Consider the following 26,622-nt stretch of genomic DNA (forward strand, 5'->3'; position numbering starts at 1 on the left):
ATCAGTGGTCGGGCTTCGGTGCGGCGCCATCGGCGAACCCGATGACGATGTCGTTGATGAACTTTCGAGTGAGGACTCTGGCCATCAGCTCGCTCGAGGGTACGTGTTCGACAAAGGAGCCGGGACCGCCTGCGACCTTCTGCTGAAAATACTCGATCACGTCGGGATTCTGCCCCAGCACGACCCCGTTGATCGTGAAGCCGAGAGCGAGCGTCGCATCCCGCACTCCTTGTGCGTCGGCACCCACATTGTCGGGACCATTCCCGACGATGTTGATGACGGAGCGTGTGGACCGGAAGGGCGCAGCCTTGAGCATGTCCGACGCGGACGACAAGGCACGGGAGAGATCGGTGGGCCTGCCGAAGCGCTTCTCCACCCGGCGCAGGGTCGTTTCGGTGGCTATCTGTTCGGAGAATGCTGCCCTGATCCGTTGCACGGCAACCCTGGCATCGTCCGCCGAGCCGATCAGCATCCACGGCAGCATGGGCAGGGTCTTGGTATGCCAGCCGAACAGGGCGAAGCCGATCCGGCCATGCTGGCCATGCTGAATGGCACGGATGACCTCGGGCGAAAGGAGGGCCTCGGCGAGCCCCTCCTGCACGATCAAATGTTCGTCCAGGCCGACGGAATGGGAGAAATCAATTCCCGTCACGACGTTGATGTCGGTCTCGGTCTCGATCGAGGTTGCCGGACCTCCCGCCAGCAGAACGTACGCCAACGCCACGACACCGAGCGTTCCAAGCCTGTTCATAGCCGCCTCCGAGGAGAGAGGTAAGGCGATCCGCCGGCTGAACGGCGATCATACGCCCGGCGGACGCTGCCGCAAAGCTGACCGGCCCGGTACGAGGCGGAAACTGAGTCACTACCGACCGGCCATGCATGAATCCGCGTTGGCGTTGTCGGACGCGACCCCCCCGAACGGCAATCGCGATGATTGATGAAAGTCGGCCGCGGGAGAAATAGCGGCACCTGGATGCCTGCCCAACTTCCGACAGCCGCCGCCCTCATGATGGCGCCCGAGCAGCACAAACGAGGCTGGTTTCGACATGCCGCGGCACAGGTATCCGGGGTGATCCGACCTGTTCCGGCCTGCCGGTTCGACGCGTGAGTGGATGTTCCTCGAATTTTCAGGCTCGGCGGAGGCACACAATGGAACGAAGTCCGGTCCTGATCGATCTGGCCCTCCAGGGCGGGGGATCCCACGGCGCGTTCACGTGGGGAGTTCTGGACCGGCTTCTCGAGGAGCCCTGGCTTCACATCGCCGCCATTTCAGGCACATCGGCTGGCGCGATGAACGCCGCGGTGCTGGCGGATGGCTGGCTCGAGGGCGGCGCCGAAGGAGCCCGCAATGCCCTCGACCGATACTGGCAGCGGGTGTCGCGCGCTGCTGCCTTCAGCCCCTTGCAGCGTTCGCCATTGGACCGGCTCATGGGCCGCTGGACGCTCGACACGTCCCCGGTCTATGTCGCGATGGACCTGGCATCACGGCTTCTCTCCCCTTATGACCTCAATCCGTCGGGCTTCAATCCGCTGCGCCGAATTCTGGCCGAGAGCATCGATTTCGAGCGCCTGAGCCGCTCCCCGATCCGGCTGTTCATCACGGCGACAAGCGTTCGAACCGGGCGCGGACGCATATTCCGGAACGGCGAGATCACGCCCGACGTGCTTCTTGCGTCCGCCTGCCTCCCGACGATGTTCGCCGCCATCGAGATTGACGGCGAGCCATATTGGGACGGCGGCTTTGCGGGCAATCCCACGATTACGCCGCTGGTCCGCGAGAGCGACGCGCACGACACCATCCTCGTGCAGATCAATCCGCCCGAGCGGACGGAGATGCCGCGTACGGCCACCGACATCCTCAACCGCCTCAACGAGATTTCATTCAACTCTCCCTTGATGAAGGAGCTCCGCATGATTGCTCTCCTGCGCCAGGTCGCCGATCCCGGGACAGGAGAGGGAGCTCGCTGGGCCCAGATGCGGACGCACCGGATCCGGAGCGACATGTTGGCTCAATTCGGAGCATCATCGAAGCTCAATGGCGAATGGGACTTCGTGTCGATGCTGCGCACGGAGGGACGCCGGGCGGCAGATGAATTCCTGGACGACTGCGCCGACGACCTCGGCGAGCATTCGACGGCAGATCTGGATGTCCTGCTGGCGGAGTGCTGACCTTCGGCCGATCGGAGATGGCTGTCTGTCGGGTCCGTACGCCCATTGGCGAGAGAATAGAGGCCCGCTCGTGGCACGCCTGAGACGTGAGCGCTTTGTCTACCTTCGCACCAAAGAGCAGACATAGGTCGGGCAATCAGAATGTAAAAGTTTGACCCGGAGCGGCCCCACTCCCCTCGTGACGTCCACCGTCGCTCAAACGGACGGGCGCGCGTCCGCCGCCGCCTTGAGGTAGGCCCTCGACAGGAGGCGAGTCTCGTCCCGCAGCCTGTCCAGGACCTCCGATCCCGAAACGAGCTTCCCAAAAGTTCCGCGCGACACTCCGGCCAATGCGGAAAGAAGCGTGAAAGCGACCCTTTCGACATCGTTGAAGGATGCGTCGGAAGCGTTTGCCAGCGCGCGAACGACAGCGTCTTGCAGCCTTTTGTACACGCCGGTGGACAACCTGAACTGATCGATCGCTCCTGCGACCCGGTAGAGAGCGGTCGTCGCCTCGGGACGCGCGATCTTCACGGCAACATAGGCATCGGCAAGGCTGTCGGCCAGATCGGAGAGCGGCCGCTTGCGGCCGTGGAGGCTGACGCGCTCGAGGGACTCCGCCATCTCCTCGAAATGACGCTGCAGGATCGCGAAAAGCAAAGCTTCCTTGTTCGGAAAGTACTGGTAGAGCGTGCCGACCGAGACACCGGCCCGTTCGGCCACCCGGGTGGTCGTCAGCCGCGCCAGGCCATCGGCGAGCAAAACCTGAATCGCTGCCTCGTGAATGGCCTCGACGGTCACTCCCGACCGCGCCTGGATCGGCGTTTTCCTTGGCTTCAGACGCTGCGGAACCGTCGGATTGGCGTTTTCCAAGATGCGAATACCTAACTGAAGGATTGTTCAGGTATAGGTATGACAAGACGCGCCGGTCAAGCGCGTGTCGACAGCCAGACCATCGCCTTCGGATGTTTCAAAAATGCGAAGGTTGGAAAAAGGATATTCGGATGATCGAAGACAGCACCAGATCAGGTGGACATGGTTTGACCCGCAGACTGTTTCTGGGTTCTACGATCGGCGCTGCCGCGGCCGCGTCGTCCATGTCGCATGCGGTTGCGCAAGCGACGGCGCCGTCTCCGCGCATCCTCAAATTCAGCGACCATGAACCGCTCGGTGGGATGCGGACCCGGTTCCTCAAGGACGTCGTGTTTCCGGCGATCGAGAGGGAATCGAATGGTCGCCTCAAGATCGAGGATCATTGGAACGGAGAAATCGCCGCCGCCTATGACGCCCTGGGCGCCGTCGCCAAGGGCACCACGGACATCGGCACCGTCGTGCCGGAATACACGGCCAAGGAACTGCCGCTGCACCAGATCTTCAAAAGTTTCATCAGGGGCCCGGTCGGCGGCCGGCAGATCGACTTCTTCAACCGCGTCTATGCGGAGGTGCCGGCTTTTCCGGCGGAGTTGGAGAAGAACAACATCGTTCAGATCTTTTTCGGCACCGGGTACCCGGTGGCGTTTTTCCGCAACGCGCCGATGGCGAGCCTCGATGAGTTGAAGGGCGGCAGATGGCGGTCCGCCAGTTTCTGGCACCTTGATTTTCTCAAGAATGCCGGCGCCACTCCCGTGACCATGCATTGGGGGCCGGAAATCCCCGCTGCCTTGAAGGCGAAGACGCTGGACGGCCTGATGGTGAACGTCGACAGCGGATACCTGCTGAAAGTCCACGAGAGCGCCCCTCATGTTCTTGTCTCGAAGGATCTATGGCTGGGCCATGTCTATATCCTGACGATGAACAGGAACGTCTGGAACAGCCTTGCGCAGGAAGACAAGGACGCGATCCGCCGCGCCGCCCAAAAATCCTACGAGACCCTGGGCGCGGTGATGGAAAAAAGCTTCGACACGCAGCTGGAGGATCTGACGAAAGCCGGCGCGAGCGTGCGGGTGCTCCGCACGGAGGAAGTGGCGCAGTTCGAAACCGCCACCAAGTACCGGGAGGTGCAGTCTGCCTGGGCGGACGACCAGAAAAGCAAAGGAGTCGAAGATGCAGGCGCCGCCCTTGCGAAGGTCACATCGATCATGAACGCTGTCATGGGGTGAGCGCGCCTGGGGCGAAATCTGCGATAGTTTATCAATCATCGTCGCTGCGCCGTGCGCGCCAGCTGGGCGGGAGCCTGCTGTTTCTTATAAGGGCTCCACCGGGGCAGACGGGGTCTCGCGGCCGGAATCATAATAGGATCGCAGTCCCGATCTCGGCGAGCTTCTTTCCCCGGCAAGGGCTTGAGAGTAGACTTCGCCTGGCCGGTTGGGCCGGTCAGGGAGCGCTCGATGGAGCGCAAGCTGGTCACCATCGTTTATGCCGACGTGGCAGGGTACTCGCGCCTGATCGGGCTGGACGAGGAAGGAACGATCGCGCGGCTGCGGACGCATCAGAGCGATCTGATTGATCCAAAGATCTCCGAGCGCGCGGGGCGGATCGTCAAGACCATGGGCGACGGGTGGCTGGCTGAGTTCGGCAGCCCCGTCGAGGCCGTGCGGTGCGCTGCCGAGATCCAGGTCGGAATGACTGCACGCGAAGCCCCGATCCCGGAGGATCGACGCATCCGGTTCCGGATTGGCGTCAACCTGGGCGATGTGATCGCCGAGGATGGTGATGTCCTGGGTGACGGCGTCAATATTGCCGCGCGACTGCAAACCCTCGCCGATGTTGGTGGAATCTGCGTGTCGCGCTCCGTGCGCGATCAGGTTCGCGATCGTTTACCGGTGGGGTTCGAGTATCTGGGCGAGCAGAGCGTTCGGAACATCGCCCGCCCCATCCCATGCTACCGAGTCCGCTTCGAAGGTGCCGCGCCCGCTGTGGCCAAGCCCGGAACCCGCAAGGCGAAGCTGGTTGTCGGCTTGGCCACCGCCGGGCTCGCGGTCTTTCTCGGCATCGCCGTCTGGCTCCTGACCGGGAATGATCTGGTTCAACGCGACCGGGATCGGACCGCGGTCGCAGCACCGACGCCACAGGCCGCGAAGGCTGATGGCGAGAAGGAAGCCCCGCGGCTCTCGATCGTTGTCCTGCCCTTCCGCAACCTCAGCAATGACCCCGACCAGGATTACTTTGCTGATGGCCTGACCGACGACATCACGACAGATCTGTCGCGGATTTCGGGAAGCTTCGTCATCTCGCGCAACACGGCCTTCACCTTCAAGGGAACACTAAACGATGAGAAAACCATCGCCCGTATCTTAGGAGTCCGCTACCTCCTCGAAGGCAGTGCCCGACGCACCGGCGATCAGGTTCGCGTCAATGCCCGGCTGATCGACGGCAGCACCGGCGGACAATTGTGGAGCGATCGGTTCGACCACGATGTTCGCGACATCGCAGCCTTTCAGGACGAGGTGACGGGTCGGATCGTCAACTCGCTCAGTCTGCAACTCGTGGCCAGCGAGGCGCATAAGGCGCAGCTTGCTCATCCGAACAATCCCGACACGGTCGATCTGACGATGCGCGGCTGGTGGCTTCTTCGCCAGCCTGCCGATCGCCAGCGGATGCTCGACGCACGGCAGCTGTTCGAGGACGCGCTGGACAAGAACCCGCAATATGGTCCAGGCCTGCTCGGCCTGGCGATGACCTATGCGGATATGGTGTTCCTGACGTGGAGTGACGATCACGACGGGGATCTGGAGCGGGCCGATGCTGCTCTGACCCGAGCTCTCGCGGTCGCGCCGCAGAATGCCATCGCCGCCTACATCAAGGCCCGCGTACTCTTCGGCCGGAGCCAGCTGCAGGATGCAATCGATTCCTGCGAGACGAGCCTGGCGCTCGACCGCAACTACGCGTCGGCTTACGGCTTTCTGGCTGCCATGGTCCGACTGGCCGGTCATCCGGAGCGCAGTCTCAAACTTCTTGAGCAGGCCATGCTGCTCAGTCCGCGCGATCCTGAGATGTGGACGTGGCTGCAATATCTCGGACGCGCCCAGTCGGATCTCGGCCAAGCGGAGGACGCGATTGCGAACTTCAAGCGGGCGATCGCCATTAATCCGGCGGCCCCGGCCTATCAATGGACCCTGCTGTCCACGGCCTATGCGCGAGCCAAACGCCCGGCTGAGGCCCGGGAGGCCATGGATACCTTCCTGCGCCTGTCGCCACACCTGATGGAAGGCAAGTCCGAAGGGGTCGTGAAAGCGATGCAGCTTCAAATCCGGTTGGCGGTGCGCGGATACTACCTTGGCATCATCGATGGAGACATCGGGAAACAGACCCGAAAGGCCTTGGCGTCATTCCAGCGTGATCAAGGGATACCTGTCTCCGAGCAGGCGGATGACGAGACAGTCAGCCGGCTCGGGCTCTCGCAGCCTTCTTCGGGCTCGGTTCACTAGAGCATCGGACGGACCCAGAGGGCCCGTCTTGACCGATGCTCTCATGCAAGAAGAAAGCATCGGACCCAAAAGTGCAAATCCACTTTTGGGTCCGATGCTTTAGCGGCACTCGCCTCACGCCGTCAGGAGGAAGACGCCGCCTCCCGCCAGGGCAAGGCTCCAAAGGACATCCACGTTGATCCAGCCTCGTCTGAGGAACGCGAGTCCCTGGTCGTAGGCGATCAGGCTGACGGCACCGATCACCGCCAGCATTGCCCCCGTGTGAACGGCGAGAGCTGCGAACGAGATCGGAACCGAAGTCGAGGCGGTGAGGTCGCCGTCCATGCCCGACGACACGCACAGCGACAGGAGCGAAGGGATCAGCATGAAGCCGGCCCCGTGAGCACTGGCCATCATGAAGGACCACAGGGCCAGACCGGCCAGGCCGGTTTGCATCCCGATGCGAACCGGGATGCGATGGCCGGCGAGAACATGTGTGACCGCCCAGACGATCAGGAGGATGCCGGCGCCGCGGCTGAGGAATGTCGCATCCACGACCATTCCGAAGAGGAGCACGGCCAGCAGAACAACGCCCACCGCCACGGCATGGCCGACGGCGATGGGTGCAAGAGCCAGGACAACGAGCCCCCGGCTCTGGCGGTGCAGCCCCAGCGCGACGGCGAACAGCCAGCCCATGGCGGGGTTCAGGCCATGAAACGCGCCGAGCCCCGCAAGAGCCATCCAGGGCCAGAGAGTGGATGAGAGCGTGTTCATCTGAAACCACTTGCCAAGATACTTGCCAGCTGCGTGGCGCCTCTCATGGGTAACAATAGGAGTCGGATGAGCAGTCGCCGCCTTCGAGCCGGACCTGATGCGGCCGGTGTCCCTTCGGCCATTCGATGAAGAAGTCCTCATCGAACGAGATGCCGCCCTTCGGGTCCGCGTTCAGCTTCACCATCCAGCCCTCGAAGCCGCGATGGTAGAACTGCTCGTCGATGGGGCCGTAGAGCGAGTTGGTGAAATAGACCCGCCGCCCGTCCCGGCTGATCTCGACCATCTGCGGCCCGCCCGTGAGATGTCCGTTCTTCGCCTTGGGGTGCGAGGCACGGGACACGATCCCGCCGATCCGCACCTTGCCGGTCAGCTTGGGATTCATCGGATCGGAGACGTCGTATTGCTGCAGATCGCCCGTTCCCCAGCACGACACGTAGAGAAACCGGTCGTCCATGGAGAGATCGATGTCGGTCACGAGCGGCGGCACCGCGCTGAACCCTTTCAGCATGTCCGGCAGATCGTCCGGGCTCGCCGGCTCGGCCGGGATGGTGATGACCTTCTTGACGGCCCAACGATCGCCGTCGCGATACCAGGTCCAGATCGAGGAGGAGAGATCCTTCAGGCTGATCACGCAGTTGACGAATCCGTAGGCCTTGGTGGGATCGTGAGCCGGGCGAAGCTCGAACACGAGCTGATGCTCCTCGCCGAAGTCGATCTCCTGCAGGTGCTTGCGCTTCAGCAGATCCCAGAAATGCAGGCGCCGGCCATAGCGCGAGCCGAGCAGGACCTCGGGGACGAGTCCGTTTTCGAAGGTGTCGGGCGTTCCCCATTCGCTGGTCACCAGCGTGTCGTATCCCAGATGCCACCAGCCGTCATAGGCAAGCTGCTGCGGTCCGCGTTCGACCTCCCAGCGCCCGAGCGGCTCGAAGCTCTCGTGGTCCATGACGAAGATGCCGCCCGGAGCCTTGCCTTCCGCATTGCCGAGAGCCGTGACGTAGATGCCGTCCGGCCCGCAATGAATCGTGTGCGGGCGCGTGTAGCCTGTCCGCTCGGCGATCACCTCGGGCTCGATCACCTTCACGATCGTCGGGTTGCGTGGATCGGGCTTGGTGTCGAGGATGTGAATGCGCGACGAGCGCAGCCCGGGAACGACGAGATAGCGCCGTTCGACATGAGGGTGCGGCATGTTGGGGCAGAGGCAGGAGGAGCAGGCGTTCCAGCCGAAATGGTGCAGTTCGTCGCCCAGATTGGGCATGGCGGTCGTGCTGACGATCTGGGCGTAGCTGGGCGAGGCCGGGTCGAGATCGACGACGGCGATGCCGTCGGGCTGTTGCCGGTCCGGATCGAACATGGCCACATAGGCCAGCGTCTCGGGCGGGGCTTTTTCGGCGAGACGCGGGGATGGGTAAAAGCTGGGATCTGGCTGCCAACGCATCGCGACTATCCCTCCTGATCGCCCCCAAGGCCGCCGGCAGGTGTCGTTATCCAAGTGTCGTTATCGTCGTGCAGACCTCGGCATTGTACAGCATCCGCCAGGCCGTGTCGCCTCCGGCCGGGCGGGATTGCGTGTCCGCCTCCAAAGCATCGGACCCGGGACGTACCGGTCGAAGCCCGAATGAACCAAGGTCTTGCCCTTGAGGACGATGCCGCGCGAGGCAGCCGGCCTATCTCGTCCTGAAACTGGAAATGGTGCCAGGGGAGAGGTCGCGTCCCATCGGGCGCGACCTCCTTGCATCTTGCTCGGCACGAGAAAGATGCATTGGACAAAACCGTAAGGCGGATCCTGGGTCTCCCCGATCCGGATTGTGAAAGTTCCTGGTGTGGCGCGGGTGCGCGGCGCGACGCGTGATGATCGCGCCGCCGCTTTACCTATTTCAGGTGGAGAATGACCGGACCATCCGACACTTTGGGCGGGCTCGCAGCGATGTCCGATGCATTCTTGCTGACCCATTCCTTGGCCTTCTGCAAGCTATCGTCGGTGCCCGCCTTGTCTTGACAGATCGTGACGGAGGTGCCGCCCTCGCCCGTGCGGATCAGGGCGTAACCGACAAATCCCTTGACCTGCCGCATTGCGCTTTCGACATCGGCCTTACGCTTCTCCAGCAGTTCGAAGAGCTGCTTGGCACCTTCACCCGAATAGGTTCTGACCACCGCGTGCATGGCTCTGTCCTCCGTTAAGCGTCTCCTGCTGAATGATGCAGACGATTGCCCCCGGATCGCGCCACCGACTTTGCGCCTCCGGACAGTCCGCGTCCACAACAATCGCTCATGAAAAAGGAGGACGATGAGATGTGCCTCGATCCTTTGCAAAAACGTGCCTGCGGGAATACGGCCGCAAGATCACGACGCCGGCCCGAAGTCATCGCTGGATGTTTCTCTCGCAATCCCCATGCGGGACGGAGCTGCCAGGCATCGAGAAATGCGGCCTGCTTCACATTTTGGGAGAGCTGTGGGAAAAAAGGCCGGACCACGGGTCTCAGAGCGAAAGGGATACGCAATGGCGAAGAATACGATCTGCCTCTGGTACGACAAGGAAGCCGAGGCTGCCGCCCGCTTCTATGCCGAAGTCTTTCCCGACAGCAAGGTGAGTGCCGTGCATCGCGCACCCGGCGACTATCCGTCCGGCAAGGAGGGCGACGTGCTCACCGTCGAGTTCACGGTTGCGGGCGTTGCCTGCATCGGCCTCAACGGAGGCCCCGCGTTCAAGCATGACGAAGCCTTCTCGTTCATGATCACCACCGAGAATCAGGAGGAGACGGACCGCTACTGGAACGCCATCGTCGGCAATGGCGGCCAGGAGAGTGCCTGCGGCTGGTGCAAGGACAAGTGGGGCATCTCCTGGCAGATCACGCCGCGCGTGCTGTTGGAGGCGATGGCGGCGGGCGGCGACGAGGCCAAGCGCGCCTTCGATGCCATGATGACCATGAAGAAGATCGACGTCGCCGCCATCGAGGCGGCGCGGCGCGGGTGATGTTTTATCGCGGCTGGCGGCACAATTGCCGCCAGCCATCGTCCGCTTCCGGCATATGCGGACCCTGACGCGACCCGTCGCTGTCCCCTGCGCAGCTCCCGAACTCAAAAAAATTTGCCTGTGTGACGCGCTTCACAGTCCCTGCCTGCGAAGTGATGCAAAGTCCATTCATCGCCGACGGAGATCAAACTCAGGCGGTACTGGAAACACCACTTAACAGAGATAGGATAAGCACATGGACATCAACGTGAATGCCAGCCCGATCACCCAGGTTGCCACCACCACCGCCGTCGGCGGCGTCGGCATCTTCGGCAATGGCGGCGATGCCGTCGCCGCGACGAACCAGGAAGCCCATAGCACGAACATCCAGATGGGCGATCACGATTACTTCCCGTGGGGCGGCGGACCCGACTTCGGCCCCGACCTCAACGTGAATGCGAGCCCGATCACGCAGGTCGCCGACACCACCGCAGTCGGCGGGCTCGGCCTCTTCGGTGACGGCGGCGACGCTCTCGCCTTCACGAACCAGCACGCCGACATCTTCAACGTCCAGGGCTAACCCTCATCTCTCCCGGAGCGTCATCGGCCAACCGCCGATGGCGCTCTTTCTCCTTTTGTCTCCCCTTTTCGCGCGGCGTTCGATCAGGCCGCAGGCAGCCGCTGCCGGATGATGGCGGCGTGGAAGCGCGCGCCGTAGAGCAGACCGTCATCGTTGAAGTCGTAGGCCGGATTGTGCAGGGGCGCGGAATCCCTGCCGTTGCCGACGAACACGAAGCAGCCGGGAACATGCTCGAGGAATTGGGCGAAGTCTTCCGAACCCGTCATGGGCTCTTGCGCGATCGAGACGTGCTCATGTTCGAACACGGTCCGCGCGGCGGCGAAAGCCTCGTCCACCAAGGCCGCATCATTCAGGAGCGGCACGAATTCGCGCGTATACGTCACGTCTGCCGCGACATTGTAGGTCGCCGCCGTGCCTTCCGCGACGATGCGCATCTGCTTCTCGATCTCGGCGCTGATCTCCGGCCGGAAGCTGCGCGCATCGCCGAGGATGCGGGCGAGACCGGGCAAGGCGTTGCGTGTGCCGTCGGTGATCAGCTCGGTCACCGAGACGACGCCGATATCCGTCGGGCTCAGTCGGCGCGACACGATGGTCTGGAGGTTCATCACCGTCGCACAGGCAGCGACCAGAACCTCGTTGCCCCAATGCGGACGGGCCGCATGTCCGCCGACGCCCTTCAGCACGATCTCGAAATTGTCCTCCGCCGACATGATCGACCCGACGCGGGTCTGGAAATGCCCGACGCCTAAGCCCGGCATGTTGTGCAGGCCGTAGATCTCCTCGAACGGGAAGCGCTCCATCAGCCCGTCCGCCAGCATGGCGAGCGCCCCCCTGCCCCATTCCTCGGCAGGCTGGAAGACGAAGCGCACGGTGCCGTCGAAGCCGCCCTCTTCGGCGAGGAGCTTTGCGGCTCCGAGCAGCATGGCCGTGTGGCCGTCATGGCCGCAGGCATGCATCGTGCCGGAGTTCCGCGAGCGATAATCCTGTGTGCCCTGCTCGGTGATGCGCAGCGCATCCATGTCGGCGCGCAGCGCAATCGCCCGGTTGCCGCTGCCGCGTTTGAGCGTGCCGACCACGCCCGTGCCGCCGATGCCTTCGACGACTTCGTCGAGCCCGAACTCCCGCAGCTTCGCGGCGACGAAGGCACCCGTGCGCTTTTCCTCGAAGCCGAATTCCGGATGGGCGTGCAGGTCGCGCCGCCACGCGGTCATCTCCCGTTCGAGCGCGTTCAGATCGGTTGCCATGAAGGTCTCCTTATCGTGCAGTGAGGCGGGCAACGACATCGAGCAGGATATTGGCTCCCGCGACGAGATCGTGCTCCGGCGTGTACTCGCGCGGATTGTGGCTGATGCCGCCGATGCTCGGCACGAAGATCATCGCCGAGGGCGCGATCCGCGCGATCATCTGCGCGTCGTGACCGGCGCCCGAGGTCATGCGCTTCGAGGTCAGCCCGCGTTTTTGGGCGGCATCCTCCACCATCGCCACGATGCTTGCGTCGAAGATCACCGGCTCGAATCGCGCCAGCCGCTCGACCGAGATCGCGACCTGCTCCGCGGCGGCCAGTTGCTCCAGACAGGCGGCAAGCGCCGCTTCCTCCTCGCGCAGACGCTGCTCGTCGGGGTCGCGCAGATCGACCGTGAAAACCGCGCGGGAAGGAATGACGTTGATCGCATTCGGCTCGAAGCTCATGGCGCCAACCGTCGCGACGGTGGGCGTGTTCGAGGCCCGCGCGCGGCCGCGCAGGAAGGTGACGACACAGGCGGCGGCGTGGCCCGCATCCCGCCGCATCGACATCGGCGTCGTGCCGGCATGGTTCGCCTCGCCATCGATGGTGATGCGCTGCCAGGAAATGCCCTGCAGATTCTCGACCGCGCCGACAGGCACGCCCTCGCGCTCCAGCACCGGACCCTGCTCGACATGCAGCTCAATATAGGCGTGCGGCTTCAGGAAGCCCGATTCCTGGGGGCCGGCATAGCCGATCCGCTCCAGCTCCGCGCCGAGCACCGTGCCGTCGGTGCCGATCGTCGCAAGCGCCTCGTCGACCGAGAGGCCGCCGGCATGAACGAGTGAGCCCATCATGTCGGGAGCGTAGCGCACGCCCTCCTCATTGGTGAAGGCCGCGACCGCGATGGGCCGCGCGGGATCATAGCCCGCCTCCTTCAGGGTCTCGATCACTTCCAGGCCCGAGAGCACACCATAGCAGCCGTCATAGATGCCCGCATCGATCACCGTGTCGATGTGCGAGCCGAGCAGAACGGGGGCAGCATCCGCATTCGCGCCATTCTTCCAGATCCCGAAGATGTTGCCGATCCGGTCGATCGCGACCTCCAGTCCAGCAGTGCGGAGCCACGCGACGAATGCGTCGCGTCCGGCTTTATCGGCATCGGAGCCGGCGAGCCGGACCAACCTGCCATCTGCATCGCGTCCAATCTGCCCCAGCTCCCGGAGACGGCCGAGCAGGCGCTCCGCGTCGATCGACAATCGGGTCATGCTCTTGCCCCTTCGGCGCGGATTGCAACACGATCGGGCTGCATCCCGACCAGGGCGGCAAATCGCTGCGGATCGGTGGCGCCTTCGGTGTTGATGACGAAGACGCGGGAGGTCTCGTCGAGGCCGAGTGCGGTTCGCATCTCCGCGTCAGTAGCCGCGCGCATGAGCCCGGCAAGACCCACGCCGCCGCTCTCGCCGGCGACGATGGCCGGATCTTTGCCGACGGGATGGGCGAGCCGCTTCATCACGGCGACCGCATCCTCCTCGTCGATCGTCATGAATGCGTCGGCCGCGCGCGACAGCACGCGCCAGGCGACGAGCGACGGCTCGTAGCATTCGAGCATGGCCATGACGGTCGGCTCGCCATGCGCGATCTTGACCGGATGGCCGGCCCTTGCGCTCTCGAAGAGGCAGGCGGCCCGCGCCGGATCGACCACGACGAAGACCGGCCGGCGGTCGCCGAGCACGAGGGAGAGGTGCCCCGCAACGGCAGCCGCGACGCCGCCGACGCCGGCCTGCACGAACACATGGGTCGGCGGCTCAGGCAACTGGCGCAGGGCCTCGCGCACCATCGCGGTGTAGCCCTGCATGACCAGCCCGGGGATGCGCTCGTAACCCGGCCAGGACGTATCGGAGACGACGATCCAGTTCTTCTCGGCGGCGACCCTTTCCGCCTCGGCGACGGAATCGTCGTAGGTGCCCTCGACGCGGACCATCTGCGCACCGAACCGGGCGATGGCCGCCACCCGCTCCGCGCTGACGCCGGAATGAACGAAGATGACGGCCCTCGCGCCGACGAGCTGCGCTCCCTGGGCGACCGAGCGCCCGTGATTGCCGTCGGTGGCGCAGGCGAAGGTCATTCCGGCGGCGACGGCGCGAATCTCGGGCGCGTGTAGTTCGGCGACATCGACAGGCCGTCCGAGCCGGCGGCCGGCCTCCTCCAGCACGAGCCGGATGACGGCATAGGAGCCGCCCAGAGCCTTGAAGCTGCCGAGGCCCAGCCGAAAGCCCTCGTCCTTGACATGAATCGTGCCCAGGCCGAGCTCGGAGGCCAGGACCGGCAGGGCATGCAACGGGGTCGGGGCGTGATTGTCGCGAAAGGAAAGATACCGCCCGGCCTCGCCGGCGGCCCTTTCACCCAGCGCCTCGGCGTCGAGCGGATCGAGCGGTTTGCGGTAGTCGGAGTGCCGGTTGGGAAGGAACATCGCCGTTCTCCTTGAGTGGGATGGCGAGAAGATATTGCATAGAAGAAGAGAAAAGCGCTCTATTTGAGCTGTCTGAATGCAAGATTTTTTCGTGCGAACGGGTCACTCGTGTCCAAATCGTCGTCTTCGATCACCCTCGACCGCTTCGATCTCGCGATCCTCCACATCCTCCAGCAGGACAACGCGACCCCGCAGCGGGTGATCGGCGAGGCGGTCAACCTGTCGGCGCCGGCCGTGCAACGCCGCATCCGGCGGATGGAGGAAGCCGGAATCATCCAGGCCAATGTCGCCATCATCGATCCGGCCCGGGTCGGGCAGTTGATCACGATCGTCGTCGAAGTCGAGCTGATCAGCGAGACGGCGGAGCTGATCGACGCGGCAAAGCGCGAGTTCGCTGCGGTTCCCGAGGTGCAGCAGTGCTACTACGTCACCGGCGAGGCGGATTTCGTGCTCGTGGTCGTGGTGCCGACGATGACCGCCTACGAGGCGCTCACGCGGCGCCTGTTCTTCGGCAACAGCAACGTCAAGCGGTTCCGCACCTCCGTCGCCATGGACCGGGTCAAGGCAGGATTGGCGGTTCCGCTGCCTGCATAAGAAATGGCGCGCAGCGGTGACGAACCGGAACGCGGACAGCGCGGGCATTCACATAGGTTTTCACCTGGGGTGAGCTCCCATTGACCCAAACTGTCAACCTCCTGTCCTGATCGATCAAGCATGGCGTCGCGGGATGGATAGAGCTTTGGAGAGCGCATGCGGGTGAAGGGAGGCAGACATGAAGCTTCTTCCGATCGCATTATCGGCACTCATCGCCGGGTTTGTGGCCGCAAGCACCGAAGAGGCCCAGGCCGTGATTTACTGCCAGTACGTCAATTATCCGGTCGGCTGCGTCGCAAGACCCGGCGTCGTGTTGCGGCCGCGGCCCGTCGCGCGGGCCGTGGTGACGCCGGGCGTCGGTGCACCGGGCGTCGGCGTCCGGCCTGGAACGCCGATGAACCGCGGCGGTCCCGTCAATCGGGTGGGCCGGCGCTGAATCGCCGTTCCGACGAAAGTGGGTGAGCGGACGTTGGGCATGGTGCAGGGAAACAGGCCGATGGGCCGAAGTGCATCCGATCTCGGCACCGGGCCTGGGTCCTCGCCCATGTTCGATACTACGCTGCGGATCGGGCTGGTGGCTCTGCTGGTCTACGCCTGCGCGCGGATCGTGCTGCCGTTCGCGTCCATTCTGATGTGGTCTGCGATCCTGGCCGTGATGCTGTATCCCCTGCATCTGCGCCTCGCCGCCTATCTCGGAGAGCGCTGGTCGGCGCTGCTGATCGGCGTGATCGGCGTCGCACTGATGCTGGGGCCGATGGTCATCGTGGTGACCTCGCTCGCAACGTCGCTCTATTCGCTGGTCTCGAGCGTGCAGAGCCATGACGTGACGATGCCGTCGCCGCCGCCATGGCTCGATGGCACGCCGTTGGTCGGCAAGAAGCTGACGGAGATCTGGACCCTCGTCGCCACCAACCTGCCCGCGGCCTTGAAGCAATACGGCCATCTGCTGAGCGGCCCCCTGGCGTGGCTGGGCTCTTTCGCCGGCGGTCTGGCCATCGGCGAATTGTCGTTCGTCGTCTCATTCGCGATTGCAGCCGTGCTCATCGCCTTCGGCAAGGGCGGCGCCGAATTCGCGCGACGCCTGCTGGCACGCGTCACCGGCAGCACGGCGCGCGCGGAGCAACTGGTTACATTGACCGCAGCCACGATCCGCGGCGTCGGGCTCGGCGTGGTCGGCGTGGCGCTGATCCAGTCGCTGCTCCTGGGACTCGGCTTCTTCGTCGTCGGGCTTCCTACTGCCGGCCCATTGACGCTCGTCGCGCTCCTGTTGGGAATCATGCAGATTCCCCTGCTCCTGCTGTCGCTCCCCGTCGTCGTCTACGTCTTTGCGACCGAGGCGACGCAGACGGCGGTTTTCTTCCTCGTCTGGAACATCGTCGTCGGCTTGAGCGACAACGTCTTGAGACCGCTGATGCTTGGCCGAGGGCTGGAGGTGCCCATGCCGGTCATTCTCATGGGCGTCATCGGCGGCGTGATCGTCGACGGGCTTCTCGGCTTGTTCATCGGCCCCGTGCTCCTGGCCGTCGGCTATGTCCTTCTGGTGGAATGGCTGCAGCAGCATCGCGCCGGAAGCCGTCAACGCCCCGACGAGCCGGCGCGATAGCGGCTCATGTTTTCCGTTTTCGACTGCAGAGAGGCTTCCCCGATGCCGTCCTCTTTCGTTCCCGACGAAACCACCATCTCTCTGTTTCAGCAGCATTGGCGCGTCTATCGCATCATGGTGGAGGAGAACTTCCTCTGCCACCGGGAGGTCTATGACCGCCTGCACGAGTTTCTCGCGGAGCTCGAAGCTCCTTTCCGATTCCTCGACGTCGGTTGCGGCGACGCCGCCTGCGCGGCCGTGGCGCTCAAGGAGACGCCTATTGCTTCCTATCACGGCATCGACCTGGCGCCTGAGGCACTCGTCAAAGCGCAGATCAATCTGACAGACCTGTCCTGTCCGGTCAGTCTCGAGGTGGGCGATTACGCGCATGCGCTTCACCACCGCACTGCTCCGGCCGACGTGGTGTGGATCGGGCTGTCGCTCCACCACAGTCGCCGCCGCGGCAAGCTAACCGTCATGCGGGACGTTCGACGCATTCTGGCTCCGGGCGGGATCCTGCTGTTCTACGAGAACACGAGACGCGACGGCGAGAGCCGCGACGAATGGCTGGCGCGATGGGATCTTCAGCGCCCCGCCTGGACGGCCTATGACGATGCCGACTGGACCATGATGCGGAATCACGTGCGGGCGGCCGATTATCCCGAAACATGCTCCGACTGGCATCGGATGGCCGAAGCGGCAGGCTTCAGCGAGGTGCGTGAGCTCTTCGTTGCACCCACCGACCTGTTCAGGATGTACGCCATGGCCTGACGAGCACGTCAGGTTGAAGGCTCGATACTCCACTCTTTGGAGAGCGCATCGTTGAACGCAGAGCACCTCTAAACCGTCGGCTCCCAGATTCCATCGACCGCGAAAGCTTCGCCCTCGCCCGGCCAGGGCGGCATGGTCGTCCCGACCGCCGCCAGCGGCTCCTGCGAAAGGGATCGAAACTGGAAATGGGTTCCGACCGGGATCGTGATGGCGGTGCCGGGCTCCACATCGACGATCTCTTCCGTCTCATGCGAGCGACGCCACATCTGCCCGCGTCCGGAAACGAAGTACCAGATCTCCTCGACGGTGCGATGCGCCATGGCCTTTGAAATCGCGTGCGGCGGCAGCGTGAAATGGGCCATGCTGCCCCGGCTCGCACAGCACAGAATCCGCACCTCGGAACCGTCCGGGGCGATCACATCGGGCAGCGCGCCGAGCCGCTTGGTTTCAAAGGACATGAATCATGCTCCTCAGGCTGGAAGAGGAACGTTACTACGCCATGCGAGACCCGCGCCACCACCTGCATCAACGGTCGTGGGGATGCCTTCCCTCGTCGGCCGGCATTATCCGCCGCGACGCCTCGACTGCGCCTCCCATTCCTTCCTCGCTTCCGTCCGCAGCCTCTGGAAACTCCGGCTTCGCAAAAGAACCTTGAAGGCACCCTCGGCAATCTGTGCCCCTGCCTTCGTATCGCTCCGGTAGTGCAAGCCGGCGATCTCCCTGTTGCGTCCGACACGCTCGGCCAATGCGAACAGGGTGTCTGCGGCATCCGGCCTGACCTCGGCTCCCGTATGAGACAGCATATGGGACATCAGCGAATGCCCGCTGGGATAGGACGCATGCCCCGGCACCGCCACCATCGGCATCAGCGCCGGGCACAGCTGATGCGGACGCGGCCGGTTGAATTTCATCTTGTAGAAGAACATGACCATTTCAGCCACGCGCGCGGCAACCTTGATCATCTCATAGGTCGCGGGGTGGGACGATCGGTTCATCATGAGGAGTCCCAGCCAGTAAAGGGGAAAATCCGTATTCTGGGCCATGATTTCCGCACGCGCATGTGCCCGCTCCTTCATCAGCGCCAGCAATTCGGCGATCTCGTCACGGGTCTCGTCGGAATCCGGTGCCGGAGGCGGATCGACCTTGATCTCCTTCTCCCAACGAAGCCCGGCGAACTCGGGAAGGATCGCGAGGCCGACGTAATCGGGATCCCAATATCGCCGCGGAAACGATTGCACATCGGTCAGGATCTTGGCCCGCCCTTCCGTCAGACCCGGCTGCTCCGGATCGAACAGGAATTCCGGAAGAAACGGCATATCGTAAAAGCAGTTGCCCATGCGCTTCCCCTTTTCAGTTCGAGCCGGTTACTCGGGCCACCGAGGCATTGCATCGCTTCAGATGGCACGCTCACTCTGGAAGGCCGGCCTCCACCAGACGTCTCAAAAACGTTTCCCGCGTTTGCGCATTCTGCCAGGGGCATTGCGGCGCATAGACCGACACCCGGAACGACGGCTGTTCTCGGATAAGAGCGCGCGCGATCTCTTGTGCCTCGCTCCGCCGTCCCAGGGCGACGAGGCTTGCCGCCAGAACACGCAAGCCCGCCCTGAAATGCGGGTTCTGTCCCAAGGCCGTGCGATCCCATTCCACGGCCTGCTCATAGGATTCGTCGGCATAATGCGCGAGGCCCAGGAACGACAGGTAGTAGAATGCATGCTGATCCGCCGGCGACAGTGCCAATCCGAACGTCGCACGTTCGATGGCCTCTTTGGCGCGGCCCATATAGGCATAGGTGCCGCTGCTGAGGGTCCAGGCCCAGGCGTGGTTTGGAGAGCAGTTGATCGCACGATCGAAAAAGGACGTCGCAGCCAGGTAGTCGTGGAAGAGATAGGACTTGATATGGCCGCACAAAGCGAGCGCCAGCGAGTTGGAAGGATCGAGAGCCACGCCGGACGAAGCGAGTTGCCAGGCCTGCTGAGCATCCGCCTCGGGATGCTCGGACCAGCCCTGGCCGATATTGAACACATGCCAGAGCGAGGCATAGGCGTGGGCGGCCGGATATCGGGCATCGGCTTCGATGGCACTGGCAAGGAACCTGCGCGCGCGAAGAAACTGATTGAGGTTCATGCTGTAGAGCAGGTCGATTCCCTGGAGAAGCAGATCGTAGGCATCCATGTTCTCGGGACGCTTCCTGACCGCCCGCGCCAGTTCCGCCTCGCGCACATGGGGCGCGATCGTTCCGACGATCTTGGTCGCGACCCGGTCCTGAATATCGAAGATCGACGTCAGTGCTCCATCGACGTGATCGGCCCAGAGAACGGCGCCGTGCCTGACGTCCGTCAATGTGGTCGTGATCCGGACCTGCTCGGCGGCACGCCTGATCGTCCCGGTCAGGACATATCGCACGCCGAGCTTCTTGCCGACGGCGGCAGGCGGCTCGTCTCCCGTATAATCGAGAGTCGAGCCTCGGCTGATGACCATCACGTCGCGAAGACTCGCGAGGGCGCCGATGATGTCTTCGATCATTCCCTGAGCGAAGTAGTCGGTCGCGCCGGCGCTGTTCAAGGTGCGGAAAGGCAGCACGGCGACGGAGGGAAGCCGCGTCCGCTTGTGATAGGGTCTGGCGAAGACGGGCAGATGCTCGAACCCTGACGACCGGATCGCGAAGGCATGGGTCGGACTATGGAGATTTTTCAGCCGCAGATGACCGAGATCATCCGCGACGAGGTCGATCACGCCTTGCACCTGCGACAGGAGCGCCCGGGAGATGACGATGCCGCCCGGAGCGGCAACCTGCTGGAGGCGGGCCGCCGTGTTCACCGCATTGCCGAAGATATCGTGCTCCTCGACGATCACGCTGTCGATGGTCGCACCGATCCGGAACAGGATCCTTGCTTCGGCGGGTTCGGGCGCCTGAGCCTGCGCCAGGGTTTCCTGCAGCGACAGGGCGCATCTGACCGCGTCCTGTCCGCTGTCGAACGATGCCAGAAAGCCGTCCCCCGTGTTCTTGACGATCCTGCCGTTATTGGAGGCGACGAGCGGCTCGATCACCGTCGACCACAATCGCATCAGGTGCCGATGCGTGTCCTCCTCGGCCGTATCCATCATGCGGCTGTAATCGGCGACATCGGCGCAGAGGACAGCAAGGACCCGTCGATCCAACGCTCGGTCATCCTGCGCGGGTGATACCATGATCGGCCGCCTGATGATATGCAGGTGATAATACAGATCCGGGATCAGACTGTCAGTGTACCTCCAATGGACTATGCGGAGCGATGCCCGGCATCAGCGCTCCGCAGAATCTTGTGCGACGGAATAACGGAGCGATCGTCGGATCACGCCGCTTTTCGAGCGGCGACGCGTGTGATCTGCGCGCCGCGCTCGTCACTGCACGGAACGAAGCGACCGGAATCCCGCACGAACCTCCTGCGAGAAGAACTCCGGCTGTTCCCAAGCCGCGAAGTGCCCGCCTTTCGGGAGCCTGTTGTAGTGCACGAGCTTGGGATAGGCCTGCTCCGACCAGCTCTTCGGCGCCTGATAGAGCTCGTCGGGAAATACGCTGACGGCAGTCGGAACGGTGACGCCCTTGACGCTGAAGAACGGCCCCTTGTTCTCCCAATAGAGACGGGCTGCGGAGATGGCCGTGTTGGTCAGCCAGAACAGGGTGATGTTGTCGAGCACGTCGTCCGGCGTCAGCCCTTCCGGTTGTCCGTCGACGGAACGCGCGATCATCTCGTAACTCGCGGGATCGTGATCGATCATGAAGGCCGCGAGGCCGACGGGCGAATCCGCAAAGCCCGTCAGCGTCTGCGGCCGGTCGCCCATCAGGATCGCGTAGCCGATATGCTTGTAGAAGGAGGCGATCTGCTCGCAGGCGCGGGTTTCCTCCTCGCTCATCCCGGCGGGCACGGGCTCGCCGGCCAGAAGCGCCTTGTCAATGGCGGGCGGAACGACGCCGGCCATGTTGGTATGGATGCCGATGAGACCCGAGGGTTTCTTCAACGCGATCTGATCGACGACGATCGCACCCCAGTCGCCGCCCTGCGCACCGTATCGCGTGTATCCCAGGCGCTTCATGAGCTCGATATAGGCGTTTGCGATGCGCGTCGGGTCCCACCCCGTCCCCGTCGGCTTGCCGGAAAAGCCGTAACCGGGCATCGACGGGATCACCAGATGGAACGCATCGGACGCGCTGCCGCCATGCGCCGTGGGATCGGTGAGAGGTCCGACGATCTTCAACTGCTCGACGATCGATCCGGGCCATCCATGTGCCACGAGGAGCGGCAGCGCATTCTCATGTTTGGAGCGGACATGAATGAAATGAATGTCCAATCCGTCGATCTTGGCGATGAAGTTCGGCACCGCGTTGAGCCTGGCCTCGATCTTGCGCCAGTCGTATTTGGTTGCCCAATGTCGCGCGAGCTTCTGGATCGTCGCGAGCTGCACGCCTTGCGTGGAATCCCTGACCGTCTCCCGGTCGGGCCACCGCGTCGCCTCGACGCGCCGGCGCAATTCGACGAGGTCCGCTTCAGGAATGTTGATATGGAACGGGCGGATCGCGTCGCCCTCGGCTGCTTTCGGTTTGCCCCTGCGGAGAACATCGGCTGCAATTGCGCCCGCGGAGGTTGCTGCGGAAGGCTTGTTCGGAAGTGAGGGATTCGGCATCGATCAATCTCCATGCGTTCCGGTCGCCACAGGTGGCGAGAGGCAGGCCTCGGACGATCACGAGACTTCTGGCCTTGTGCACACGTCACCGCGGAGCGGTCGCTTGAGACCCTTCTCACATGTCGATGGAGGCCGAGGCGCCTGCGAACAGGCCCTTCTTCCGCGGGTTACACAACCACTCGGTTCAGGAGCGACGTCGGCAAAGCTGTCGATCAAAAGCGGCCCGTCGGAGCCGAGGTTCAACGCAGAATCTTGATTGGCAGAACCTTGATTGGGCGGGGAGGATACGCCTCGCGCGCCACACCGGCAAGCGAAGCCATGGCGCAACCTGCCGGCGCCTCACTCATTCGCATCCGGCTTCGCCTGCAGGGAGCGCAGGAGATTGTCGCGAATGCCGGCCACGGACTTCTGCACGGTGGAAAAGTCCCCGCCGAGTCCGGTAGCCTCCACCAGCGCGATCGTGGGATCCTCGGCAAGCAGATCGCGACCGGCAGGCGTCAGCGTCACCCGCACCTGCCGCTCGTCGGCAGGATCGCGATGGCGGCGGACATAGCCCGTCGCCTCGAGCTTCTTGAGGATCGGGGTGAGCGTATTGGATTCCAGAAACAGCTTCTCGCCGAGTGCGCTGACGGTCTGGCCATCCTCTTCGGAGAGCGCCACCAGGGCGATGTACTGCGTATAGGTCAGGCCAAGCTTGTCCAGGATTGGCTTGTAGGCCCGGCCGAAGGCTAGGTTCGCCGAGTAGATGGAGAAGCACAGGAAGTTCGAGAGCTTTCTGCCCTCCCCGCTCGCCGGCGGAGAACCGTCCGGGTGCGTGTCCGGTTTCCGGGATTTCGGTGTCTTGGGGTTCAAACTCTCTGACATGGGCCGATCCGTGTTGGGTGCCCTCAATATAAATCGCACGCGATTAAATCGGAAGGGCTTGACATCCCTCCGCGACCTCTCTATTTGCATCGCATCTGAATTAATCGGATACGATTTAAATTGCTCAGAAAGGATATCGCCATGACTGCCAAGGTTCTCTTCACCGGAAAGACCCACACCACCGGCGGCCGCGACGGCGGCACTCGCAGCAGCGACGGCTTCCTCGACCTCAAGCTGGCGCAGCCGCACCCTGCGGCCGAGAACCTGTTCGGCGCTGCCTGGTCGGCCTGCTACATCGGCGCGCTCGAGGTTGCCGCCGGCCAGAAGAAGATCGCCCTTCCCGCGCAGACGGCGGTCGACGCCGAGATCGATCTCGCGGCCGAGGGCGGTGCCTATTTCCTGCGTTCCCGCCTCAATGTCAGCCTGCCGGGTCTCGACCGGGAGGTCGCGCAGGCGCTGATCGAGGCGGCACACGCCATCTGCCCCTATTCCAAGGCGACGCACGGCAACATCGCCGTCGAGACCAACCTCGTCTGAGCAGGATCGGCCGGGCCTGCCCAAAAAGGCGGGCCCGGATTCCGCCGACGAGCCTCAAGCAGATGTGATGGCCGACCGCCATTCCAGAGACCGGCAAGCGGCCTATAATTCAACGCTGACCTGCGCCGAGTGGACGGCACCGGGAGGCCTCAATGAAGACGTGCGTGATAGCCCTATCGCTTTTCATGGTGGCCACAAGTGCGCAGGCTCAATCACGCCCCTCGACGACGAACATGTCGTGCAACGCAAGCCGTCAACTGGTATTTTCGAGAGGTGCCATCGTCCTGGGCACCGGCGGTCAGACCTATGACCGCTTCGTCCGCGACCGCACCTTCTGCCAGATGACGGAATATGCGCAGTCGGCCTTTGTACCGAGCCTCGAAACGCCGACCTGCTTCGTCGGTTACCGCTGCAAAGAAGGCCCGCGCGATTGGTGGGATTGAGGATAGACTCGCACACTCGCGATCTAATCCGGGCGCATGTCCGGGTTTCACCCGATACCAAGCCCCGATTCCCCTTACTAGACTGCGCGCCGCAGCCCACGGACTTGAGCTTCGTCGATGCTTGCCCATTTGGTGAAGCCGGAGCGGGCCAGAGATCGACGCGAGACAGGGGGATGGAATGACCAAGTTCGGGCAGCTCGCATGCGCAATCGCCCTGTCAGGTGCCCTGCTCTCGACGGATTCCGGTTTCGCGCAATCGCCCGCCGCAGGCGCGGCCAAGCCCAACATCGTCTTCATCCTGATGGACAATCTCGGCTACGGCGAGGTGGGCGTCTATGGCGGGGGCGTTACGCGCGGAGCGCCGACGCCCCGCATCGACCACCTGGCATCCGAAGGGACCCGGCTGACCAACTTCAACGTCGAGGCGCAATGCACGCCGAGCCGCTCGGCGATCCTGACCGGTCGTTTCTCGATCCGCTCCGGCACGCACTCCGTGCCCATCGGCGGCGGGCTCGAAGGCCTGACACAATGGGAGCGGACCATCGCCGAATGCCTGTCGGACGGCGGGTATGCCACGGCCGCCTTCGGCAAATGGCATCTCGGCAGCGAGCCGGGCCGGCTGCCCAACGATCAGGGCTTCGACGAATGGTACGGCATTCCCCGCACCACGGACGAGGCGTTCTGGCCGTCCGAGCCGCAGGCAAGGGCGGCGGGTGTAGAGTTCGAGTCCGTGATGGAAGGGCGCAAGGGCGAGACGAGCCGCAAGCTTCAAGTCTACGATCTGGAGCAGCGGCGTCTGATCGATGCCGAGATCGCACGCCGGACGATCGACTTCATGAAACGCAGCCGGGATGCAGGCAAGCCGTTCTATGCCTATGTGCCATTCACGCTCGTGCATTTCCCGACGCTGCCGAACCCGGCCTTCGCGGGCAAGACGGGCTACGGCGATTTTCCCGACGCCCTCGCCGAGATGGATGCGAATGTCGGTCAGATCCTCGACGCCGTCGACGGCTTGGGCCTCCGCGACAACACCATCGTGGTGTTCACCAGCGACAACGGCCCGGAGGCGACCTGGCCGTGGCAAGGCTCGTCCGGTCCGTGGCGCGGCTATTACTTCACGCACATGGAGGGTTCGCTGCGCACGCCGTTCATCATCCGTTGGCCGGATCGGATTCCGGCTGGGCGGGTCAGCAACGAAATCATGCACGAGGTCGACACCTTCACGACATTCGCCGCCATGGCGGGCGCCAAAGTGCCGACGGACCGCGCCATCGACGGTGTCGACCAGAGCGAGTTCCTGCTCGGCAAGTCGGAGACCTCCAAGCGCGAGGGCTTTCCGGTATTCGTGGCCGACCGGCTGGAGGCCGTGAAATGGCGGAACTGGAAGCTGGTGTTCTACGACGAACAGCGGGACTGGTGGACGCCGCCGACGAAGCTCGGGTCGCCGAAGGCCTTCGATCTCATCACCGATCCGAAGGAGGAATATCCGGCAACGGCTCTGCGAAACACATGGAATGCGGGACCGGCCATGAACATCGTCGTGGAGTTCGAGAAAAGCCTGAAGCGATACCCGCCGATCGCGCCGGGCACGCCGGATCCCTATAGCCCGCCGGGTTGAGCCGCCTCATTCGATGACCATGTCGGCGCCGCTGATTAGGGAAGGCGGGATCGTGATGCTGAGGGCCTTTGCAGTCTTCAGATTGACGACCAGCTCGACCTTCGTGACGAGCTGCACGGGAAGGCTGGAAGGCTTTTCCCCGTTCAGGACCCGCCCGGCATAGTTCCCGGCACGCCGATGCGACTGGATGAAGTCGCCGCCATAACTCATCAGGCCGCCCGCTGCGGGAAAATCGCGGGACTGGGTGACCGCGGGCATGGAATAGCGCAGGCACAAATCGGCCAGCTTCGTACTGCGGAAGGCGAAGTAGGGATCCGAGGTGAAGACGAGCCCTCCCGCCTGCGCCTGGGTGGCGGACAGGAACATCGCCTCGAATTCTCCCTCGGTGCTGGCATTCATCACATGGAGCTGCACCCCGAGCGCCTCGGCCGCCATCTGGAGGTTTCTCACCTGCGAGCCGGAGGTCGGGCTGGTCGGGTTGACGGCAACGCCGAAGGACGACGCGGTCGGCCGCAGCTCGTGCATGAATTCCAGCCGCTTGCGCGAGACCTCCACGCTCAAACTCGACACACCCGTGATATTGCCTGCCGGCCGCGACAGGCTGTCGACGACGCCGAGCGCGACCGGATCGCCGCCCATCTCGAACACGATGGTGATCGTCTTCGTCGCCGCTTTCGCAGCGACTGCCGAGGGCGCGCCGCCGGACGCGACAAGCACGGAAACGTTCCGGCCTGCGAGATCCGCCGCAAGCGACGGCAGGCGATCGTACCTGCCATCCGCCCAGCGGTATTCGATCGCCACGTTGCGGCCCTCGACATAGCCGACATCGGCAAGACCTTCCCGGAAGGCCTTGAGGCGGCTTTCGAACGGCACGGGGGATTCCGGGGCGAGATATCCGATGACGGGCATCGCCGGCGATTGCGCACGCGCGGGAAGCGTCGATGCCGCCGCAGCGCCTAGCCAGGCAAGGACATCGCGCCGTCTCATCTGTCCGGCGTCCCTTGAACCGATGATGCGGGATGGGACCATATTCCGAAAGCCATCATCCGGTCACCTCG

At 63.7% G+C, this 26,622-nt stretch carries 26 protein-coding genes; 12 read left to right on the forward strand and 14 right to left on the reverse strand.

Annotated features, from left to right (window positions below):
• Position 1: 1 nt before the first annotated feature.
• Positions 2 to 751 carry a DUF1194 domain-containing protein gene (locus JKL46_RS16400; protein WP_201834735.1) on the reverse strand — a complete coding sequence of 250 codons (750 nt, stop codon included), beginning with the start codon at positions 749 to 751 and terminating at the stop codon, positions 2 to 4.
• A 398-nt stretch (positions 752 to 1,149) separates the two neighbouring features.
• Between JKL46_RS16400 and JKL46_RS16405 the strand changes: the two genes are divergently transcribed.
• On the forward strand, positions 1,150 to 2,169 hold the full coding sequence (locus JKL46_RS16405) for a patatin-like phospholipase family protein (RefSeq protein ID WP_201834737.1): 1,020 nt from the start codon (positions 1,150 to 1,152) through the stop codon (positions 2,167 to 2,169).
• A 195-nt stretch (positions 2,170 to 2,364) separates the two neighbouring features.
• Here the strand turns inward: JKL46_RS16405 and JKL46_RS16410 are convergent, their stop codons facing one another.
• The gene (locus JKL46_RS16410) at positions 2,365 to 3,021 is read right to left on the reverse strand and encodes a TetR/AcrR family transcriptional regulator (RefSeq protein ID WP_201834739.1); all 657 of its coding nucleotides are present in this window, start codon (positions 3,019 to 3,021) and stop codon (positions 2,365 to 2,367) included.
• Positions 3,022 to 3,188: 167 nt separating this feature from the next.
• Between JKL46_RS16410 and dctP the strand changes: the two genes are divergently transcribed.
• Positions 3,189 to 4,247: a TRAP transporter substrate-binding protein DctP gene (gene dctP / locus JKL46_RS16415; RefSeq protein ID WP_201834741.1), complete on the forward strand. Its 1,059-nt coding sequence runs from the start codon at positions 3,189 to 3,191 to the stop codon at positions 4,245 to 4,247.
• 228 nt (positions 4,248 to 4,475) lie between these two features.
• Complete coding sequence (locus tag JKL46_RS16420) at positions 4,476 to 6,515, forward strand: tetratricopeptide repeat protein (RefSeq protein ID WP_201834743.1); 2,040 nt, start codon at positions 4,476 to 4,478, stop codon at positions 6,513 to 6,515.
• A 114-nt stretch (positions 6,516 to 6,629) separates the two neighbouring features.
• Here JKL46_RS16420 and JKL46_RS16425 read toward each other — a convergent pair whose 3' ends face one another.
• From JKL46_RS16425 to JKL46_RS16435, 3 genes are all read right to left on the reverse strand, one after another.
• Positions 6,630 to 7,268, reverse strand: coding sequence for a hypothetical protein (locus JKL46_RS16425; RefSeq protein ID WP_201834745.1), 639 nt, complete (start codon positions 7,266 to 7,268; stop codon positions 6,630 to 6,632).
• Between the two features lie 43 nt (positions 7,269 to 7,311).
• Positions 7,312 to 8,703: a selenium-binding family protein gene (locus JKL46_RS16430; RefSeq protein ID WP_201834747.1), complete on the reverse strand. Its 1,392-nt coding sequence runs from the start codon at positions 8,701 to 8,703 to the stop codon at positions 7,312 to 7,314.
• 434 nt (positions 8,704 to 9,137) lie between these two features.
• Complete coding sequence (locus JKL46_RS16435; protein ID WP_201834749.1) at positions 9,138 to 9,428, reverse strand: hypothetical protein; 291 nt, start codon at positions 9,426 to 9,428, stop codon at positions 9,138 to 9,140.
• Positions 9,429 to 9,765: 337 nt separating this feature from the next.
• Between JKL46_RS16435 and JKL46_RS16440 the strand changes: the two genes are divergently transcribed.
• Both JKL46_RS16440 and JKL46_RS16445 read left to right on the forward strand, forming a co-directional pair.
• A complete protein-coding gene (locus JKL46_RS16440) occupies positions 9,766 to 10,239 on the forward strand; it encodes a VOC family protein (protein ID WP_201834751.1) in 474 nt (157 codons plus the stop codon).
• A gap of 235 nt (positions 10,240 to 10,474) precedes the next feature.
• Entirely contained in the window at positions 10,475 to 10,798 is a 324-nt protein-coding gene (locus tag JKL46_RS16445; RefSeq protein ID WP_201834753.1) for a hypothetical protein, read from the forward strand.
• Between the two features lie 83 nt (positions 10,799 to 10,881).
• Here the strand turns inward: JKL46_RS16445 and JKL46_RS16450 are convergent, their stop codons facing one another.
• The 3 genes from JKL46_RS16450 to JKL46_RS16460 are packed head-to-tail and all read right to left on the reverse strand — an operon-like array spanning position 10,882 to position 14,493.
• The gene (locus tag JKL46_RS16450; RefSeq protein ID WP_201834755.1) at positions 10,882 to 12,042 is read right to left on the reverse strand and encodes a M20 aminoacylase family protein; all 1,161 of its coding nucleotides are present in this window, start codon (positions 12,040 to 12,042) and stop codon (positions 10,882 to 10,884) included.
• A 10-nt stretch (positions 12,043 to 12,052) separates the two neighbouring features.
• On the reverse strand, positions 12,053 to 13,288 hold the full coding sequence (locus JKL46_RS16455; protein ID WP_201834757.1) for a Zn-dependent hydrolase: 1,236 nt from the start codon (positions 13,286 to 13,288) through the stop codon (positions 12,053 to 12,055).
• Entirely contained in the window at positions 13,285 to 14,493 is a 1,209-nt protein-coding gene (locus JKL46_RS16460; protein ID WP_201834759.1) for a diaminopropionate ammonia-lyase, read from the reverse strand. Before JKL46_RS16460 ends, JKL46_RS16455 begins: the two co-directional genes overlap by 4 nt.
• A gap of 108 nt (positions 14,494 to 14,601) precedes the next feature.
• Here JKL46_RS16460 and JKL46_RS16465 point away from each other — a divergent pair, with 108 nt between their 5' ends.
• The 4 genes from JKL46_RS16465 (at position 14,602) to JKL46_RS16480 (ending at position 17,440) form a co-directional block, all read left to right on the forward strand.
• Positions 14,602 to 15,087, forward strand: a complete 486-nt coding sequence (locus JKL46_RS16465) for an Lrp/AsnC ligand binding domain-containing protein (protein WP_201834761.1) — start codon at positions 14,602 to 14,604, stop codon at positions 15,085 to 15,087.
• A 178-nt stretch (positions 15,088 to 15,265) separates the two neighbouring features.
• Positions 15,266 to 15,523 carry a hypothetical protein gene (locus tag JKL46_RS16470; RefSeq protein ID WP_201834763.1) on the forward strand — a complete coding sequence of 86 codons (258 nt, stop codon included), beginning with the start codon at positions 15,266 to 15,268 and terminating at the stop codon, positions 15,521 to 15,523.
• A 60-nt stretch (positions 15,524 to 15,583) separates the two neighbouring features.
• Complete coding sequence (locus JKL46_RS16475; RefSeq protein ID WP_201834765.1) at positions 15,584 to 16,690, forward strand: AI-2E family transporter; 1,107 nt, start codon at positions 15,584 to 15,586, stop codon at positions 16,688 to 16,690.
• 42 nt (positions 16,691 to 16,732) lie between these two features.
• Positions 16,733 to 17,440 (forward strand): class I SAM-dependent methyltransferase, encoded by a 708-nt coding sequence (locus JKL46_RS16480; protein WP_201834767.1) that lies wholly within the window; start codon positions 16,733 to 16,735, stop codon positions 17,438 to 17,440.
• 68 nt (positions 17,441 to 17,508) lie between these two features.
• Here the strand turns inward: JKL46_RS16480 and JKL46_RS16485 are convergent, their stop codons facing one another.
• The 5 genes from JKL46_RS16485 to JKL46_RS16505 all read right to left on the reverse strand — a co-directional run bounded on the left by JKL46_RS16485 (position 17,509) and on the right by JKL46_RS16505 (position 22,966).
• A complete protein-coding gene (locus JKL46_RS16485; RefSeq protein ID WP_201834769.1) occupies positions 17,509 to 17,898 on the reverse strand; it encodes a cupin domain-containing protein in 390 nt (129 codons plus the stop codon).
• A 105-nt stretch (positions 17,899 to 18,003) separates the two neighbouring features.
• Positions 18,004 to 18,777 (reverse strand): phosphatase PAP2 family protein, encoded by a 774-nt coding sequence (locus tag JKL46_RS16490; RefSeq protein ID WP_201834771.1) that lies wholly within the window; start codon positions 18,775 to 18,777, stop codon positions 18,004 to 18,006.
• 70 nt (positions 18,778 to 18,847) lie between these two features.
• Positions 18,848 to 20,599, reverse strand: a complete 1,752-nt coding sequence (locus JKL46_RS16495) for an adenylate/guanylate cyclase domain-containing protein (RefSeq protein WP_201834773.1) — start codon at positions 20,597 to 20,599, stop codon at positions 18,848 to 18,850.
• A gap of 222 nt (positions 20,600 to 20,821) precedes the next feature.
• Positions 20,822 to 22,102, reverse strand: a complete 1,281-nt coding sequence (locus JKL46_RS16500) for an epoxide hydrolase family protein (RefSeq protein ID WP_201834775.1) — start codon at positions 22,100 to 22,102, stop codon at positions 20,822 to 20,824.
• A gap of 339 nt (positions 22,103 to 22,441) precedes the next feature.
• A complete protein-coding gene (locus tag JKL46_RS16505; protein WP_201834777.1) occupies positions 22,442 to 22,966 on the reverse strand; it encodes a MarR family winged helix-turn-helix transcriptional regulator in 525 nt (174 codons plus the stop codon).
• Positions 22,967 to 23,107: 141 nt separating this feature from the next.
• On the opposite strand from JKL46_RS16505, the gene JKL46_RS16510 reads away from it, so the two are divergent.
• From JKL46_RS16510 to JKL46_RS16520, 3 genes are all read left to right on the forward strand, one after another.
• On the forward strand, positions 23,108 to 23,503 hold the full coding sequence (locus JKL46_RS16510) for an Ohr family peroxiredoxin (RefSeq protein WP_201834779.1): 396 nt from the start codon (positions 23,108 to 23,110) through the stop codon (positions 23,501 to 23,503).
• A gap of 152 nt (positions 23,504 to 23,655) precedes the next feature.
• Positions 23,656 to 23,946 carry a hypothetical protein gene (locus JKL46_RS16515; protein WP_201834781.1) on the forward strand — a complete coding sequence of 97 codons (291 nt, stop codon included), beginning with the start codon at positions 23,656 to 23,658 and terminating at the stop codon, positions 23,944 to 23,946.
• Between the two features lie 178 nt (positions 23,947 to 24,124).
• Positions 24,125 to 25,564 (forward strand): arylsulfatase, encoded by a 1,440-nt coding sequence (locus JKL46_RS16520; protein WP_201834783.1) that lies wholly within the window; start codon positions 24,125 to 24,127, stop codon positions 25,562 to 25,564.
• A 6-nt stretch (positions 25,565 to 25,570) separates the two neighbouring features.
• Here the strand turns inward: JKL46_RS16520 and JKL46_RS16525 are convergent, their stop codons facing one another.
• A complete protein-coding gene (locus JKL46_RS16525; RefSeq protein WP_201834785.1) occupies positions 25,571 to 26,551 on the reverse strand; it encodes an ABC transporter substrate-binding protein in 981 nt (326 codons plus the stop codon).
• Positions 26,552 to 26,622 lie beyond the last annotated feature (71 nt).

The organism is Microvirga zambiensis WSM3693 (assembly GCF_016735695.1).
GTDB classification, from domain to species: domain Bacteria; phylum Pseudomonadota; class Alphaproteobacteria; order Rhizobiales; family Beijerinckiaceae; genus Microvirga; species Microvirga zambiensis.

Excerpts from the sequence above, each read along its gene's own strand:
- JKL46_RS16405 (WP_201834737.1), top strand. The coding sequence starts at position 1,150 with ATGGAACGAAGTCCGGTCCTGATCGATCTGGCCCTCCAGGGCGGGGGA.
- JKL46_RS16505 (WP_201834777.1), bottom strand. The coding sequence starts at position 22,966 with ATGTCAGAGAGTTTGAACCCCAAGACACCGAAATCCCGGAAACCGGAC.
- JKL46_RS16400 (WP_201834735.1), bottom strand. The coding sequence starts at position 751 with ATGAACAGGCTTGGAACGCTCGGTGTCGTGGCGTTGGCGTACGTTCTG.
- JKL46_RS16520 (WP_201834783.1), top strand. The coding sequence starts at position 24,125 with ATGACCAAGTTCGGGCAGCTCGCATGCGCAATCGCCCTGTCAGGTGCC.
- JKL46_RS16475 (WP_201834765.1), top strand. The coding sequence starts at position 15,584 with ATGGGCCGAAGTGCATCCGATCTCGGCACCGGGCCTGGGTCCTCGCCC.
- JKL46_RS16445 (WP_201834753.1), top strand. The coding sequence starts at position 10,475 with ATGGACATCAACGTGAATGCCAGCCCGATCACCCAGGTTGCCACCACC.
- JKL46_RS16490 (WP_201834771.1), bottom strand. The coding sequence starts at position 18,777 with ATGGGCAACTGCTTTTACGATATGCCGTTTCTTCCGGAATTCCTGTTC.
- JKL46_RS16450 (WP_201834755.1), bottom strand. The coding sequence starts at position 12,042 with ATGGCAACCGATCTGAACGCGCTCGAACGGGAGATGACCGCGTGGCGG.
- JKL46_RS16525 (WP_201834785.1), bottom strand. The coding sequence starts at position 26,551 with ATGAGACGGCGCGATGTCCTTGCCTGGCTAGGCGCTGCGGCGGCATCG.
- JKL46_RS16485 (WP_201834769.1), bottom strand. The coding sequence starts at position 17,898 with ATGTCCTTTGAAACCAAGCGGCTCGGCGCGCTGCCCGATGTGATCGCC.
- JKL46_RS16435 (WP_201834749.1), bottom strand. The coding sequence starts at position 9,428 with ATGCACGCGGTGGTCAGAACCTATTCGGGTGAAGGTGCCAAGCAGCTC.
- JKL46_RS16425 (WP_201834745.1), bottom strand. The coding sequence starts at position 7,268 with ATGAACACGCTCTCATCCACTCTCTGGCCCTGGATGGCTCTTGCGGGG.
- JKL46_RS16460 (WP_201834759.1), bottom strand. The coding sequence starts at position 14,493 with ATGTTCCTTCCCAACCGGCACTCCGACTACCGCAAACCGCTCGATCCG.
- JKL46_RS16510 (WP_201834779.1), top strand. The coding sequence starts at position 23,108 with ATGACTGCCAAGGTTCTCTTCACCGGAAAGACCCACACCACCGGCGGC.
- JKL46_RS16420 (WP_201834743.1), top strand. The coding sequence starts at position 4,476 with ATGGAGCGCAAGCTGGTCACCATCGTTTATGCCGACGTGGCAGGGTAC.
- JKL46_RS16440 (WP_201834751.1), top strand. The coding sequence starts at position 9,766 with ATGGCGAAGAATACGATCTGCCTCTGGTACGACAAGGAAGCCGAGGCT.
- JKL46_RS16500 (WP_201834775.1), bottom strand. The coding sequence starts at position 22,102 with ATGCCGAATCCCTCACTTCCGAACAAGCCTTCCGCAGCAACCTCCGCG.
- JKL46_RS16430 (WP_201834747.1), bottom strand. The coding sequence starts at position 8,703 with ATGCGTTGGCAGCCAGATCCCAGCTTTTACCCATCCCCGCGTCTCGCC.
- JKL46_RS16455 (WP_201834757.1), bottom strand. The coding sequence starts at position 13,288 with ATGACCCGATTGTCGATCGACGCGGAGCGCCTGCTCGGCCGTCTCCGG.
- JKL46_RS16515 (WP_201834781.1), top strand. The coding sequence starts at position 23,656 with ATGAAGACGTGCGTGATAGCCCTATCGCTTTTCATGGTGGCCACAAGT.
- JKL46_RS16480 (WP_201834767.1), top strand. The coding sequence starts at position 16,733 with ATGCCGTCCTCTTTCGTTCCCGACGAAACCACCATCTCTCTGTTTCAG.
- JKL46_RS16470 (WP_201834763.1), top strand. The coding sequence starts at position 15,266 with ATGAAGCTTCTTCCGATCGCATTATCGGCACTCATCGCCGGGTTTGTG.